This window comes from Rhodoflexus caldus, from assembly GCF_021206925.1.
In the GTDB taxonomy this organism is placed as follows: Bacteria; Bacteroidota; Bacteroidia; order Cytophagales; family Thermoflexibacteraceae; genus Rhodoflexus; species Rhodoflexus caldus.
The window spans coordinates 183,104-197,695 of the sequence record NZ_JAJPRF010000004.1 but is presented as its reverse complement, the minus strand read 5'-3'; the positions used below and the strand labels follow the sequence as shown (position 1 = coordinate 197,695).

Annotated in this window: 14 protein-coding genes; 11 read left to right on the top strand and 3 right to left on the bottom strand. The window is 49.5% G+C overall.

What is annotated here, in order from left to right:
- Positions 1 to 14: 14 nt before the first annotated feature.
- The 6 genes from NDK19_RS07110 to NDK19_RS07085 all read left to right on the top strand — a co-directional run bounded on the left by NDK19_RS07110 (position 15) and on the right by NDK19_RS07085 (position 8,574).
- A complete protein-coding gene (locus NDK19_RS07110) occupies positions 15 to 1,130 on the top strand; it encodes an efflux RND transporter periplasmic adaptor subunit (protein ID WP_250631169.1) in 1,116 nt (371 codons plus the stop codon).
- A gap of 128 nt (positions 1,131 to 1,258) precedes the next feature.
- On the top strand, positions 1,259 to 1,624 hold the full coding sequence (locus NDK19_RS07105; RefSeq protein ID WP_250631168.1) for a four helix bundle protein: 366 nt from the start codon (positions 1,259 to 1,261) through the stop codon (positions 1,622 to 1,624).
- Positions 1,625 to 1,776: 152 nt separating this feature from the next.
- Positions 1,777 to 4,875, top strand: coding sequence for an efflux RND transporter permease subunit (locus tag NDK19_RS07100; RefSeq protein WP_250631167.1), 3,099 nt, complete (start codon positions 1,777 to 1,779; stop codon positions 4,873 to 4,875).
- A 428-nt stretch (positions 4,876 to 5,303) separates the two neighbouring features.
- Complete coding sequence (locus NDK19_RS07095) at positions 5,304 to 6,593, top strand: TolC family protein (protein ID WP_250631166.1); 1,290 nt, start codon at positions 5,304 to 5,306, stop codon at positions 6,591 to 6,593.
- 128 nt (positions 6,594 to 6,721) lie between these two features.
- Positions 6,722 to 7,432, top strand: a complete 711-nt coding sequence (locus tag NDK19_RS07090) for a porin family protein (protein WP_250631165.1) — start codon at positions 6,722 to 6,724, stop codon at positions 7,430 to 7,432.
- Between the two features lie 245 nt (positions 7,433 to 7,677).
- Positions 7,678 to 8,574 carry a helix-turn-helix domain-containing protein gene (locus tag NDK19_RS07085; RefSeq protein ID WP_250631164.1) on the top strand — a complete coding sequence of 299 codons (897 nt, stop codon included), beginning with the start codon at positions 7,678 to 7,680 and terminating at the stop codon, positions 8,572 to 8,574.
- A 54-nt stretch (positions 8,575 to 8,628) separates the two neighbouring features.
- Here the strand turns inward: NDK19_RS07085 and rplW are convergent, their stop codons facing one another.
- From rplW to rplC, 3 genes are read right to left on the bottom strand one after another with little or no spacing between them, the layout of a single operon-like run.
- Positions 8,629 to 8,916, bottom strand: a complete 288-nt coding sequence (gene rplW, locus NDK19_RS07080) for a 50S ribosomal protein L23 (RefSeq protein WP_250631163.1) — start codon at positions 8,914 to 8,916, stop codon at positions 8,629 to 8,631.
- Positions 8,917 to 8,952: 36 nt separating this feature from the next.
- Positions 8,953 to 9,582 (bottom strand): 50S ribosomal protein L4, encoded by a 630-nt coding sequence (gene rplD / locus NDK19_RS07075; RefSeq protein WP_250631162.1) that lies wholly within the window; start codon positions 9,580 to 9,582, stop codon positions 8,953 to 8,955.
- A gap of 18 nt (positions 9,583 to 9,600) precedes the next feature.
- Complete coding sequence (gene rplC / locus NDK19_RS07070; RefSeq protein ID WP_250631161.1) at positions 9,601 to 10,221, bottom strand: 50S ribosomal protein L3; 621 nt, start codon at positions 10,219 to 10,221, stop codon at positions 9,601 to 9,603.
- Positions 10,222 to 10,342: 121 nt separating this feature from the next.
- On the opposite strand from rplC, the gene NDK19_RS07065 reads away from it, so the two are divergent.
- The 5 genes from NDK19_RS07065 (at position 10,343) to NDK19_RS07045 (ending at position 14,592) form a co-directional block, all read left to right on the top strand.
- The gene (locus NDK19_RS07065) at positions 10,343 to 11,374 is read left to right on the top strand and encodes a zinc dependent phospholipase C family protein (protein ID WP_250631160.1); all 1,032 of its coding nucleotides are present in this window, start codon (positions 10,343 to 10,345) and stop codon (positions 11,372 to 11,374) included.
- Positions 11,375 to 11,470: 96 nt separating this feature from the next.
- Positions 11,471 to 12,367 (top strand): TIM barrel protein, encoded by an 897-nt coding sequence (locus NDK19_RS07060; protein ID WP_250631159.1) that lies wholly within the window; start codon positions 11,471 to 11,473, stop codon positions 12,365 to 12,367.
- A 3-nt stretch (positions 12,368 to 12,370) separates the two neighbouring features.
- The gene (gene moaC, locus NDK19_RS07055) at positions 12,371 to 12,859 is read left to right on the top strand and encodes a cyclic pyranopterin monophosphate synthase MoaC (RefSeq protein ID WP_250631158.1); all 489 of its coding nucleotides are present in this window, start codon (positions 12,371 to 12,373) and stop codon (positions 12,857 to 12,859) included.
- Between the two features lie 9 nt (positions 12,860 to 12,868).
- Positions 12,869 to 14,125, top strand: coding sequence for an ABC transporter permease (locus NDK19_RS07050; protein ID WP_250631157.1), 1,257 nt, complete (start codon positions 12,869 to 12,871; stop codon positions 14,123 to 14,125).
- A gap of 59 nt (positions 14,126 to 14,184) precedes the next feature.
- Positions 14,185 to 14,592, top strand: coding sequence for a hypothetical protein (locus NDK19_RS07045; RefSeq protein ID WP_250631156.1), 408 nt, complete (start codon positions 14,185 to 14,187; stop codon positions 14,590 to 14,592).

Sequence of the window (14,592 nt, the reverse complement as noted above, 5' to 3'; positions counted from 1 at the left end):
CAACTGAAAAACCTATGAAATACTTCTTGCAGCCGACCGTCGGACTGTTGCTCTGCTGTCTGTTGGCAGCCTGTCGCAAAGAAGAACCGACAGAGGCAGAAGCCCCCTACACCGTATCGGGCGATACCGTTACCGTTCGGGAAGGCAATGTGTTGCTTTCTAAGCTCAAAATCATTACGGCAACTGCCGAAAACTACCGCCCCGAACTGATAACTGCCGGAACGGTGCGGGCAATCCCCAACCTGTACGCCGAAATTGCCCCGCCCTTTGCAGGCAGGGTCAGCAAAGTGCATTTGCGACTGGGCATGAAAACACAACCCGGAACGCCCCTGTTTGAAATCGTTTCGCCCGCGTTTATAGATGCACAGAAGGCGTTTTTTCAGGCAAAATCCGAATTTGAAGTGGCACAACTTGCCCTCAAACGACAAAAAGACCTGAAAGCCAACGGCGTAGGCGCACAGCGCGATTTGGAAGAAGCCGAAGCCAACTATCAGGTGCAGGAAAAGGAATATCAAAATGCCGTTGCCAACCTGAAAGTTTTCGGGGTGGATGTAGAGAAGCTCTCTTTGGGGCAGCCGCTGGTCATCACCTCACCCATTGCAGGCGAAGTAGTTGAAAATGAAGTAGTTCTGGGGCATTACATCCGCGAAGACGACCCGCCGCACGCCAAAGTGATAGACCTTAGCAAAGTGTGGGTAGTGGGTATGGTCAAGGAAAAAGACCTTCGCTTCATCCGACAGTTAGACAGTGCCGAAGTGCGCGTTGCCGCCTATCCGAACCGCCGATTTAAGGGCAAAGTTTATCACATCAACGAACTGATAGACGAAGAAACCCGCAGCGTGCAAGTGTTGATAGAGTGCGACAACCCGAACCACGAACTCAAACCGGGCATGTACGTAACCACCCGTTTTCTGGACGTTCCCGAACAGGTAACGATTGTTCCGGCAAAAGCCGTGTTGCAAATGAACGATACGCAGTTTGTATTTGTCCAAGTCGGCGAACGTAGCTACCAACGCCGCAAAGTTACCACCGAAGGCACACCCGACGGGCGAATTGTTATCCGCAGCGGCGTGCAGGCAGGCGAAAAAGTGGTCAGCGAAGGCGGCATTTATTTGTTGGAAGCAAAATGAAAAAGATTTCGGATTTCGGAAGGCAGACGACAGATTTCGGATTTCGGAAGGCGGATTGCGGAATTCCAAAATCTGAATTACGAATTTCAAAATCCGAAATCCCAAATCCCAATTCCGTTCCGTTTGGTATGAAAAAAGACGAATTAAAGATGCGGACAAAAAAATTTGCTTTGCGCATCATACAACTTGCAGAGGCTTTGCCGATGAGTCGTGCAGGTAATGCTATTGGCAATCAATTGGTTAGATGTGGAACATCCGTAGCGGCTAATTACAGGGCTGCTTGCCGTGCCAAAAGCGTTGCCGATTTCATTTGCAAAATCAGTATGGTAGAGGAAGAAGCCGATGAAACGCTCTTTTGGTTGGAAATGATTACGGATTCGGGAATGATGCCGCTGCATCGCTTGCAGGATTTGCAAAGAGAAGCCAATGAACTGACGGCCATTTTTACCGCCATCGGCAAAACAACCAAACAGAAATACGGCAAGAAAAAATAACAGTTGAAAAAATTTCGGATTTCGGAAAGCGGATATCAGTATTTCGGATTTCGGAAAGCGGATTTCGGATTTTGAATTACGGAATCATACATTCCCAAATCCCAATTCCCAATTCCCAATTCCGAAATCCCCAATCTCAAATCCCAATTCCCATGCGGTCTCTCATCAATATTGCTATTGTGAAACGCTGGCTGATGCTGGCGCTGTTTATTCTGCTGGGCTTGTTTGGCTACTATTCGTGGACGCGGCTTTCCATAGAAGCCTACCCCGATATTGCCGACGTTACCTCACAGGTAGTAACCCAAGTGCCCGGGCTGGCAGCCGAAGAAGTGGAACAACAAATCACCATTCCCATTGAGCGGGCGCTCAACGGAATGCCCGGGCTGCACGTGATGCGCAGCAAAAGCACCTTTGGGCTGTCTATGATAACGCTGGTTTTCCAAGACGGTGTAGATGACTATTGGGCGCGTCAGCGTGTACAGGAACGACTCAACGAAGTTGAACTGCCCTATGGCGCCGTACCGGGGTTAGACCCGCTCACTTCGCCCATCGGCGAAATTTACCGCTACATCATAGAAAGCAACAACCACGACCTGCGCGAACTGACCGATTTACAACTGTTTACCGTCATTCCGCGCATCAAACAGGTGCCGGGCGTGGCAGACGTTACCAACTTTGGCGGCATTACCACACAATTTCAGGTAGAGTTAGACCCGCGCAAGTTGGAACAGTACAACCTTTCGCTGGGCGAAGTGATTGAAAAAATTGAGAAAAACAATGCCAATGCGGGCGGAAGCGTGTTGCCCCGCGGCGATTTGGGCTATGTCATCCGCGGCATCGGGTTGATTAAAAATTTGGAAGACTTGGGCAAAATTGTCGTTAAAACCGACAAAGGTGTGCCTATTTTCCTCAACGACATCGGCAAATTGCGCTACGGCAACATTGAGCGCAAGGGCATCCTTGGGTACAGCGACCGCACCCGCGAATACACCGAAAGCATAGAAGGCATTGTGCTGCTCTTGCGCCACGAAAACCCGTCCGTAGTGCTGGAAGGCATCCACGAAGCCGTCCGCGATTTGAACGAAAACATTTTGCCCGAAGGCGTGCGCATCCATGCCTTTTTAGACCGAACCGACCTTGTCAATACTACTCTTTCTACGGTTTCGCATACCCTCACCGAAGGCATTACGCTGGTGGTGATTGTGCTGATTGTGTTTCTGGGCAGTTGGCGCGGCGCGTTGCTGGTTGCCGTTACCATTCCGTTGGCGCTGCTCATCGCCTTCATCCTCATGCACCTGACCGATATTCCCGCAAACCTGCTTTCGCTGGGCGCCATTGACTTCGGAATCATTGTGGACGGCGCAATCGTGATGACGGAAAGCATCCTGAAACGCCGCGAAGAGCATCCCGACGAAGAATTGCAGGAAAAAACCATCGCACAACTTGCCTACGACGTGGCGCGCCCCGTGTTTTTTGCAACCGTTATCATCATCACTGCCTATTTGCCGCTCTTTGCCTTTGAGCGGGTAGAGAAAAAACTCTTTACCCCGATGGCATTCACGGTGGGTTACGCTCTGTTCGGGGCATTAATGGTGGCGCTGCTGCTCATTCCGGGCATGGCTTATGCCATCTATCGCCGACCGCAAAAGATGTATCATAACCGTTGGTTGGAAAAGCTGACCGCCCTCTATCATAGCCGCATACAGAAAATCATGCGCCGCCCGCAACAGGTTTTTGTGCCTTTGCTGCTCACGCTTGGCGGTGCGGTCGGGCTGACCCTGTGGGTTGGTAAAGATTTTTTGCCGCCCTTAGACGAAGGCTCTATCTGGTTGCAGGTGCAACTGCCCCCGGGCATTTCGCTGGCAAAATCGCGTGAGTTGAGCGATACGCTGCGCGCACGCACTATGAAATACGAAGAAGTTACCTATATCATGGTGCAGGCGGGGCGCAACGACGACGGCACAGACCCTTGGACACCTTCGCACTTTGAGGTTTCTATCGGATTAAAACCCTACAAAGAGTGGAAACGCGGCAAAACCAAAGCCGATTTGATTGAGGAACTGGCAGCCGAATACGCCACGCTGCCCGGCTATACCGTCGGATTTTCTCAACCGATGATTGACGGGGTAATGGACAAAATATCGGGCGCACACAGCGAATTGGTCGTAAAAATTTACGGCGATGATTTTGCCGAAACGCGTCGCATTGCCGAAGAAGTGTTGCGCGTGCTGCGAACCGTCCCCGGTGCGGTGGACTTGGCAATTGACCAAGAGCCGCCGTTGCCCCAACTGCAAATCCACACCGACCGCGACAAAGTGGCGCAATACGGCTTGAACGTTTCCGACGTAGCCGAACTTATAGAAGTAGCCATCGGCGGAAAGGCAATTTCTCAACTGTTCATCGGCAACAAAGTGTACGATATTATTTGCCGATACAGCGAAGAAAGCCGCAATTCGCCCGAAAAAATCGCCAATCTGATGCTTACATCGGGAACGGGGGCAAAAATTCCGCTGTCGCAAGTGGCAGATGTGCGCCTCAGCACGGGCGAAAGCACCATCACCCGCGAAATGAACAAACGCCACCTGACCGTTAAGCTCAACATCCGCAACCGCGATTTGGCATCGCTGCTCAAAGAAGCGCAAGATAAAATTGAAAAACAGGTGCAATACGACCACGAAAAGTTTCAAATCAGATGGGGCGGACAGTTTGAAAACCAAAACCGTGCCTATGCAAGGCTGGCGGTGATAGTGCCGCTGGCACTGGCGATTATGTTTGTGCTGCTCTACGGGGCTTTCGGGCGATTCCGTCAGGCGGGTTTGCTGATGAGCATTGTGCCGCTGGCGCTCTTTGGGGGCATGTTGGCGCTCAATGTGCGCGGCATGACGCTCAACGTATCGTCTGCCGTCGGGTTTATTGCCCTTTTCGGTGTAGCCATTCAAAACGGGGTGATTATGATTTCGCACATCAACGACCTGCGCCGTCGCGGGCGCGATTTGCTCAATGCCGTGCTGGAAGGTGCGGAAGACCGTTTCCGCCCCGTGCTGATGACCGCCACCGTGGCAGTGTTGGGCTTGCTGCCCGCTTCGCTCTCAACGGGCATCGGCAGCGACGTACAGCGACCGCTGGCAACCGTTATCGTGTACGGGCTGATGTTTTCTACCGTACTGACGCTCTACGCTTTGCCCGCCCTGTACTACCTGACCGAAAAACGCTGGGGCGCGGACGATTTCCAAAACAACAGCGAAGAATGAGCGGATTTCGGAATTTCGGATTTCGGAAGGCGGAATTGGGAATTATGAATTGCGAATTAACACGAATTTAGCGGTAGAATCTTGGAAAAATTAAATTTGATGCGATATGGCAATTGTACGGACAATGCATGCATTATTGTTAGGACAACGCATGCGTTGTCCCTACATCGGAAAAATACAATTCACGGAATCGCATTTTCGCGCAAGCGGTACCGTTTTGATTTTTTTGCGCAAAACACACTGATTGTCAATTAAATAGCAAATAATTCGCGTGAATTACGAATTTCAAAATCCCAATTCTCAATTCCCAAATCCGAAATCTCAAATCCGAAATTGTTTACCGCCCTGTTAGCCGTCGCAAGACGCTAACAGCGGCTTATAAAAAATCCGAAATCCCAATTCCCAATTCCCAAATCACCTGATTTGCCATGCAATTGAAACGATTTTTACTTACCGTTGCCTTGCTGACCGCGTGTGCGCAATTTTCGGCAGCCCAAACCGACACGGCTTTTGTGCGTGTGCCGCTGCGCTATGCCGATTTTCTGGCACAAGTCGGGCAACAAAACCGACTGTTTGTCGCCGAAAAATTCAACATCAGCATTGCCGAAGCGGGCATAGAAAGCGCCAAAGTTTTCCCCGACCCCGAATTGGGCTTCGGCTGGTTTGACAACGGACAGCGACGGATGCAAATGGGCTTCGGCTTTGAAACGGCGCTGGGCTGGACGCTGGAACTGGGCGGCAAACGCAAAGCCCGCATCGCACTGGCACAAAGCGAAAGCGAACTTGTGCGCTACATGGTGCAGGATTTCTTCCGCCATTTGCGCGCCGATGCCACGCTTAGCTTTCTCTCTGCCATTCACAACCGTTTTCAATACCGGGTGCGGCTGGCTTCCTACCAAAGTATGCGGCAAATTGCCCTTTCGGACAGCATCCGCTATCGGCTGGGGGCTATTACCGAAATGGACGCGCGCCAAAGCCAATTAGAAGCCGGAACTATGCTCAACGATGTTTTTCAGACCGAAGCCGATTGGAAAAGCAGCCTTGCCGCGTTGCACCTGCTTATTGCCAAGCCCGTATCCGCCGATACGCTGCTTTTGCCCGAAGGCGATTTCAGCCGATTTGAGCGCAATTTCAACCTCAACGAACTGATTATCACGGCACAAAACAACCGCGCCGACCTGATGGCTGCCCTGCAACAAAAAGACGTAAGCGAAAAAATGTTGCGCCTTGCCAAAGCCAACCGCGTAATTGACCTTGGGCTGGCGGCGGGCATCGGCTATACGTCTTACGTTACCAACGTGATTGCGCCTACGCCGTCTTTTACGGTGGTCAGCGGAGGCATTTCCGTTCCGTTGCGCCTTTCCAACAAATTTGCGGGCGAACTGAAAGCTGCCAAAGCCGCACAAGCACAGGCAGATTTGCTCTACGAACAAGCCGAATTGCAAATTGCCAATGAGGTTACGCAGGCGTATTTCCAATACGAAGCTGCCAAAAAACAGGTGCGACAGTTCAACACAGGGTTGTTAGCCGAAGCACAAGCGGTTTTGAACGGCAAAATATACAGCTACCAACGCGGCGAAACCAACTTGTTGGAAGTGTTGAACGCCCAGCGCACCTACAACGAAGTGCAGCAGAACTATTACAACGCGCTGTTTCAATTAGCCGCTACGCTGGTAGAGTTGGAACGCGCCGCCGCCATCTGGGACATTGACCTGTGATGAGATTTGGGATTTGGGATTTCGGATTTGGGAATTGGAAATCGGGAATGTATGATTTCGTAATTCAAAATCCGAAATCCGCCATCCGAAATCCGCAATTCACAATTTGTAATTAAACACGCAATACGATGAAAAAAATTTTCTTGTTGATTCAATCGCTGATTATCGGCGGCAACCTTTGGGCGCAAACCGTTGATTTCATGCCGCCCGATACGCTGCAAGTGGAACGCAACGCACGGGTGCGCATAGGCATACAGGCAGGCATGGGGCAAAGCCGTTTCTACGGCAGCGATTTAGGGGAACTCTCTGCCGACGGACAAGCGGCATTTCTTGGCGGGCTGACCGTCGGTTTGCAAGCCGTAACGCAAGTCGGCAAACATTTCAGCCTGTTGCACGAAGTCAATTGGCAAGAGGGCGGCAGCCGCATCCGCCGCGAAGACAACGGCGGCAACCCCTACGATGCCCGCTTGCGCACACGGGCGGTGCAGGTAGTCCCCTTAGCGCCTAATTTCACGTGGCGGGGCATTTCTTTGTATGCCGCCCCCTACGTGAGCGCCCTTGCAGGCGGATTTGTTACTGACAGCGGCGGCAAAAAAGACCGCCGCATCTTCGGCGACCCGCAAAACACCACCGAAACGGATAAATACCTGCAAAAATTTGACTTCGGTGCGCTGGCGGGTATCGGTTGGGCAAGCCGACATTGGCACATGAGCCTGCGGTATCAAATCGGCAAAAATCCGCTGTTGGACAACGCCAACGTGTTCACCTTCGACCAAACCCAACCCGTCATTCGCATCTACAACACGGGCTTCTGCTTGCTGGCAGGCTACCGATTTTGAGGCTTGGCAGGCGGTAGAATCGGGTAGGTAAATCTGCTTGAACCTGCGCCATTCGCATATAAGGAAGCATGTATATGAAAACGCAAGAGGTTTGCGAAAAATCGTTTGTGTAAATTGCTGAAAAACAAATATGGTTACAGCGGATACGGCTTTGTATTAAAATTCTGCAATGCCAAATCAGCCGTTCCAATCGCCTATCGTTAGGCAACAATCGCTAAATTGCATTATCAACCGATGCATATAACATGATGAAAGACTCGCGGGCTGCCATCCGCAATTTTAAAATTGCTGACCTCAAATGCGGTGAAGAGCAGCCGCACGCCGATTTTGCCATCTATGCTTTTGAATATTTTGCGCAAGATATCGCTCATTTGTTCAAGCCTCACCGCCACGACTTTTATACGCTGTTGCTTGTAACCGAAGGGACAGGTTGCCACGATATAGACTACCAGACGTATAAAATTCAACCGTGGCGGCTTTTTTTCATCAGTCCCGGGCAGATACACGCATGGCGCGAAATCAACAGCAACACCAAAGGGTATATCGTTTTTTTCACTGCCGATTTTTTTGAATTGCGTTATCACAACCACGTGTTGGCCGAGTTCCCCTTTTTCAACTCGGTTCAAAACCTGCCCTACATAGACCTTTCGGGCAACAGCAAAGCCTATTTGCACAAAATTGTTGAGATTATGTACTGCGAATACCTAAGCAAAGAAGCCTATCTGGAAAATATTTTGCGCTCTTATCTGAACATTTTGCTTTGCGAGTTGGCGCGCAGATATCGGCCTGAATCGCACCCCGATTCGCATAACAGCCAGCAGTACGTACTGTTTCGCAACTTTGAAAACCTTGTCAATCAGCACTTTTTTGACAAAAAGCACGTGAAGGACTATGCGGCGATGCTCTTTGTAACGCCTAATTACCTCAATGAGGTTTGCAACAAAATCAGTGGCAACTCGGCGGGGGAAATCATTCGCAAGCGCATTGTGATAGAAGCCAAGCGCTTGCTGGCGCATACCTCTAAGACCATTAGCCAAATTGCCGATGAACTTGCTTTTGAAGACAGTTCCTATTTCTCGCGGTTCTTCAAAAAAAATGCAGGGCTGACGCCCGAACAGTTCAGGAAAGAGAGTAGCCTATAAAAAAACAGGCTGCCTTTTCGGACAGCCTGCTTACACTCAAGAAAATCACAATTACTATTCTTCATTGAAGAAATCAATCATTTCGCCTTCAGCCAATTGTACGATGGCTTTTTTGTACTTAGGCGTGCGACCGGATACGAAACCGCGCTTGGTGAAGCGAGATTTGTTTTTACCTGCCACAATGATGGTACGAACGTCTTTTACGTTTACGCCGTACATTTCTTCTACTGCTTTCTTAATTTCAACTTTGTTGGCTTTCAGCGCTACCTGGAAACCAAAAACGCCTTTCTCGTTTTGCAGCGAAATTTTCTCGGTGATTAAGGGCTTAATCAAAACGTCCATTTTTTCTTTCGTTTAAGCGTTGATAAAACACACAACTTATTTGCCGAGTGATTCGTTAATCATCGCTACGGCACCCTCGCACAAAACGAGTTGGTCGCAGTTCATTACATCGTAGGTATTCAGGCTGCTTGCCTGTACTACTTTGGTGTTCTGCAAGTTTCTGGATGACAGGTAGAAGTTTTCGTTGGGTTCAGGCAGAACCACCAGTGTTTTCTTGTCAGCCAGCGACAGCGCATTCATGACTTTGATGTACTCCTTAGTTTTAGGAGCAGCAAAAACAGGATTTTCCAGTACGTGAATAGCATTGCCTTGCGCCTTGTAAGTCAGAGCAGAGCGGCGAGCCAATTGCTTCAATTTTTTGTTCAGTTTGAAGCTGTAATCGCGTACGCGCGGACCGAAAATACGACCTCCACCCACGAAAATAGGAGCTTTGCGGCTGCCGTGGCGTGCACCACCTGAACCTTTTTGCTTCACGATTTTCTTGGTTGAGCCTGATACTTCGTTGCGCTCTTTTGCTTTATGCGTACCTTGACGGCGATTGGCCAAGTATTGCTTTACGTCTAAGTAAATGGCGTGGTTATTTGGCTCGATGCCAAATACTGAATCGGCTAATGTTACTTTTCTGCCGGTGTCGCCTCCTTGTATGTTCTTTACGGATAGTTCCATGTTCCCAGGTTCGTTTTATTATTTTTCAATCACCACAAACGAATTTCTTGCTCCCGGAACAGAACCGGAAACGACCAGCAAATTAGCCTCAGGCATTACTTTCAGAACTTTCACGTTCTGTACTTTTACGCGGCGACCACCGGTGCGGCCTGCCATGCGCAAACCTTTGAATACACGTGCAGGGAAAGAACACGCACCCACAGAACCCGGGTGGCGCTGACGGTTGTGCTGACCGTGGGTAGATTCGCCCACACCGCTAAAGCCGTGGCGCTTTACTACACCTTGGAAGCCTTTACCTTTTGAAGTACCTACCACGTCCACGAAATCGCCTTCACCGAACACATCGCCAACAGCCAGTGTGTCGCCCAAATTTACCTGTGTGGCAAATTCGCGGAACTCTACCAGCTTGCGCTTAGGTGTAGTGTTGGCTTTTTTGAAATGCCCCAGCAATGGCTTGGTGGTGTTTTTTTCTTTCTTTTCACCAAAGCCCAACTGTACTGCATCGTAGCCGTCTGTTTCCTTCGTTTTCACTTGCGTTACTACGCAAGGACCAGCTTGTATTACTGTGCATGCGACCATTTGTCCATCGGCACCTACAACGCTAGTCATTCCGATTTTTTTTCCTATGATACCAGACATTGTTGTTAAATAGTTTGAACAGCTTACGCCCAAAATTGGGAGCGCAAAGTTAGAAATTGTTTCGCTCTAAACAAACCTTCTTTCAACTATTTTTGTAGAGAAGATAAGAAACCCGCCACGCATGAAAAAACACTTTCTCTTTGTTTCGGCCTTTTTGCTGTGCAGCTTTTTCCCCGACAACGCCCATGCTTGGGGCTTTTATGCCCATCAGCGCATCAATCGCTATGCCGTATTCCTGTTGCCGCCCGAAATGGTAGGCTTTTACAAAAAGCACATTCAATTTATTACGGAAAAAGCCGTGAACCCCGATAAGCGCCGCTATGCAGTGGTCGGAGAAGCCGAACGCCATTACATAGATTTGGATGTTTACGGCGATAGTGCGTTTTACAAAATGCCGCGCCGTTGGGAAGATGCCGTTGCACGCTACACGGAAGACACACTGCGTGCCTATGGTATTGTGCCTTGGCAAATTAACCGCATGAAATACCAACTCACCGATGCCTTTAAGCGGCGCGATGCGGCCGAAATTCTGCGTCTTTCTGCCGATTTGGGGCACTATATAGGCGATGCTAACGTTCCGTTGCATACCACCGAAAACTACAACGGGCACAAAACGGGGCAAAACGGTATCCACGGTTTTTGGGAGTCGCGCCTGCCGGAGCTTTTTGCAGACGGCTACGATTTTTTTATCGGACGCGCCGCCTATGAACCGCGCCCCCTCATGCGTGCATGGCAGGCAGTAGGCGAAGCGCATTTTGCCTTAGACAGTGTATTAGGCTTTGAACGCGAGCTTACGCTGCGTTTTGGCGACGACCGCAAATACAGTTACGAAACCCGCGGAGGCATTAATACGCGCGTTTATTCCAAAGATTTTTCTGCGGCTTACCACGATATGCTGGCAGGGCAGGTAGAGCGCCGCATGAGAGCTTCCATTAAAATGATTGCCGATTTTTGGTTTACCTGCTGGGTGGATGCCGGGCAGCCCGACCTGAACGAACTCGGCAGGCAAAGCTACTTAGAGCCTTCCGAAGCCGAAGCGCCCGAAGGCGACCCGCTGCCCGTGCGCCCGCACGAAGGCATGACTTTCGGTTGGCGTAAGTTTAACCCCAAGGGCTGCTGTACCGAAGAAATCATGTGGGCAGATGCGAGATGAAGCAGTGTTTACAGGCAAAAAAGTTATATTAGCTACGAAAATATCAACCGCCCGCTACATTACCTTTTACTTTTCTTATTGTGAATTTTTCTGAAAATGAAAACGACTATTTCGCGCCGCCGCTTCCTGCAAACCAGTGCTATTGCCGGAACGGCAGTACTTGCCACGGGCACAAGTTTAGCCTCTCCTGCAAGCAAAAAGAACATCAGCATTCAGTTGTACTCCGTTCGGGAGGACATGAAAAACAAGCCGCTGGAAACCTTGCAGGCACTTGCTAAAATGGGTTATCGGCAGGTAGAACATGCCAACTACCGCGACCGCAAGTTTTACGGCTACGCACCAAAGGAGTTTAAGAAAATACTTTCCGATTTGGGCATGAAAATGACCAGCGGACATACGCTTTTCGGCAAAGAACACTGGGATGCTTCTGCCAAAAAAGTAACCGACCTGTGGAAAACCACATTAGAAGATGCCGCTACGGTAGGCCAAAAGCACATCATCAGCCCTTGGTTTCCGTGGGACAAGAAAAACCTGAACGAAGTAAAAACAGGTATTGAAGGCTGGAATTATGCAGGCATGGAAGCCAATAAAATGGGGCTGCGCTTCGGGTTTCACAACCATCACCAAGAATTTGAAGAAAAATTTGACGGTGAAACTCTCTATGAAATCATGCTGCGCGAAGGCGACCTGAAATATGTTTGTCAGCAATTGGATATTTGCAATATGTCGGTTGCCAAAGTAGACCCCATGGAATGGATTACCAAGTATGCCAAATATTTTGAGTCCATTCACGTAAAAGACCTTGCAAAAGACTCCAACGAAAGCACTACCTTAGGCGACGGCAGGTTGGAAATGCAACGGATTCTGGACTATGCCAAAAAGAACTGTCCGATTAAATACTGGATTATAGAACAGGAAGCCTACGGCAGCCGTACTCCATTGGAGTGTGCCGCCATCAACTTAGACCGGCTTCAAAACCATTTTAAACTGTAATACATGCTCACTCATTTGAACGAATCGCAAGAGCCGCGCATGGTTGATATCAGCCAAAAGGCGGCTACCATACGCATGGCACGTGCGCAGGCTCTTGTTTCCGTAGGCAGCGATATTCTTGCGCTTTTGGAAAACGGCGATATCCGCACGCCCAAAGGCGCAGTTTTCCAAACAGCCATTATTGCGGGCATCATGGCCGCTAAACGCACCGATAAACTTATTCCGCTTTGCCACTCGTTGGGCATGGATGGTTGCGACATAGACATCACCGCCCATTTGCCCGACCAAATCGTTATCAATTGCACCGCGCGTGTAACAGGCAAAACAGGCGTTGAGATGGAAGCACTGACGGGCGCAACCATTGCCGCACTGACGATTTACGATATGTGCAAAGCCATTTCGCACAACATCATCATTCGGGAAATTAAATTGATGGAAAAACGCGGCGGGAAAAGTGATTTCACGCGAGAGGAAACGCCTGTTAATTCGTAGCTTTGTTGTATGTGGCTGACTATTAAACTCATTTTTGAAAGTTTCCTTTTTGCCTTGGGTGCACTGCGCGAGAATCTGCTGCGCACGGTGCTGTCGTTGCTGGGCGTAACTATCGGTATTTTTGCCATCATTGGCGTATTGACAATGGTTGATGCCATTGAAAAAGGCATTCGGCAAAGTCTGGCGTTCATGGGCGACAAGGTGATTTATGTGGATGTGTTCCCATGGAACTTTACCGACCGCGACTATCCTTGGTGGAAGTATTTTCAGCGTCCCAATCCGACTTACAACGAATTTAAGTTTTTGGAGCGCAACCTTTCGGAGGCAAGTGCCGTGGCAGTTTTTGCCGTAAGAGGTAACAATACGGTCAAATTCAGGAACAGCAGCCTGAGCGGCGTTAATATGTTGGGGGTTTCGCAGCAGTACAATCTGGCCAGCAAGGTAGATGTAGAACGCGGCAGATATTTCAATGTGCAAGAAAATGAGCGGGGGCGCAATGTCGTGATTTTAGGTTATACCGTTGCCAAGGAGTTATTTGGCGATGCTGACCCCGTTGGGCAGCAGGTAACGCTCCGAGGCAACAAGTTCAGCGTGATAGGTGTGCTGAAACGGCAAGGCAGCACACTGTTAAACACACCCAGTACAGACAACGTCTGCATGATTCCCTACACAGCCATGACCAAACTATTCAGTGCAGGGCGTCGCAGAGGGGTGCGCCCGCAAATCATGCTGAAAGGCTATGACAACGATGAAGGGTTGGTGCTGTTGGAAAATGAAGCCCGCGGTCTGCTGCGTGCCTATCGCGGATTGAAGCCCCGAGAGGAAGACAACTTTGCGCTGAATCGCCCCGAAGCGTTTGCAGCCTTGTTAGACAGTATCATTGCCGTAATGACTTCTGCCGGCTGGTTTATCAGTATTTTCTCTATGCTCGTAGGCGGGTTTGGCATCGCCAATATCATGTTTGTATCGGTCAAAGAGCGAACCAACCTAATCGGCATACAAAAATCATTGGGTGCTAAAAATTTCTTTATTCTGTTCCAGTTTCTTTACGAAGCTATTCTGCTGTGTATCATTGGCGGAGTGGCGGGACTGCTGCTCGTGTCGTTGCTGAGTTTGCTTTCTACCGAAAGTTTTGAAATCAGCCTGAGCATGGGGCGGATAGCGCTGGGGCTTGTGCTGGCTTCGGTCATCGGCATTATTTCGGGTATTGTGCCGGCGGTGATGGCTGCCCGCATGGATCCTGTGGCAGCGATTCGCTCCAAATAAAACCCACGATGATTTCCATGGTGTAACATTGGTTTTGTCAAAAATATTTCGTCTCTGTTATGTCTTTTCTTGAAAGATACATTCGCTTTCAATATGATGCGGCCAATCAATTACTCATCAGCGAATGGCACACCACACCCGATATGACCGATGAAGAATGTCGTCAAGTAGCGCTCCAATACCTTCGGGCATGTGAAAAATACCGCCCCCGATTATCGTTGGTAGATAGCCGATATGCTATGTATGTCATTCCTCCGGAAACACAGGATTGGCTCAGCCAATACCTGTATCCTAAATGCATGGCCACCGGCATTTATAAGGTGGCGTATTTGGTCATCAAGGACTTTTACACACAACTTAGCTTAGAACTGACTTTGTCCGAAGCCGAAGAATCAAATAAGCCCGTGAGCGTTCATCAACGTTTCTTTGATGATTTTGACACTGCCAAAGCTTGGTTATTGCAATAA

Bases quoted from the DNA above. Each gene is read 5' to 3' on its own strand.
- NDK19_RS07105 (WP_250631168.1), top strand. From the start codon at position 1,259: ATGAAAAAAGACGAATTAAAGATGCGGACAAAAAAATTTGCTTTGCGC.
- NDK19_RS07100 (WP_250631167.1), top strand. From the start codon at position 1,777: ATGCGGTCTCTCATCAATATTGCTATTGTGAAACGCTGGCTGATGCTG.
- rplD (WP_250631162.1), bottom strand. From the start codon at position 9,582: ATGGAACTATCCGTAAAGAACATACAAGGAGGCGACACCGGCAGAAAA.
- NDK19_RS07110 (WP_250631169.1), top strand. From the start codon at position 15: ATGAAATACTTCTTGCAGCCGACCGTCGGACTGTTGCTCTGCTGTCTG.
- NDK19_RS07085 (WP_250631164.1), top strand. From the start codon at position 7,678: ATGATGAAAGACTCGCGGGCTGCCATCCGCAATTTTAAAATTGCTGAC.
- NDK19_RS07045 (WP_250631156.1), top strand. From the start codon at position 14,185: ATGTCTTTTCTTGAAAGATACATTCGCTTTCAATATGATGCGGCCAAT.
- NDK19_RS07050 (WP_250631157.1), top strand. From the start codon at position 12,869: ATGTGGCTGACTATTAAACTCATTTTTGAAAGTTTCCTTTTTGCCTTG.
- rplC (WP_250631161.1), bottom strand. From the start codon at position 10,221: ATGTCTGGTATCATAGGAAAAAAAATCGGAATGACTAGCGTTGTAGGT.
- rplW (WP_250631163.1), bottom strand. From the start codon at position 8,916: ATGGACGTTTTGATTAAGCCCTTAATCACCGAGAAAATTTCGCTGCAA.
- moaC (WP_250631158.1), top strand. From the start codon at position 12,371: ATGCTCACTCATTTGAACGAATCGCAAGAGCCGCGCATGGTTGATATC.
- NDK19_RS07060 (WP_250631159.1), top strand. From the start codon at position 11,471: ATGAAAACGACTATTTCGCGCCGCCGCTTCCTGCAAACCAGTGCTATT.
- NDK19_RS07065 (WP_250631160.1), top strand. From the start codon at position 10,343: ATGAAAAAACACTTTCTCTTTGTTTCGGCCTTTTTGCTGTGCAGCTTT.
- NDK19_RS07095 (WP_250631166.1), top strand. From the start codon at position 5,304: ATGCAATTGAAACGATTTTTACTTACCGTTGCCTTGCTGACCGCGTGT.
- NDK19_RS07090 (WP_250631165.1), top strand. From the start codon at position 6,722: ATGAAAAAAATTTTCTTGTTGATTCAATCGCTGATTATCGGCGGCAAC.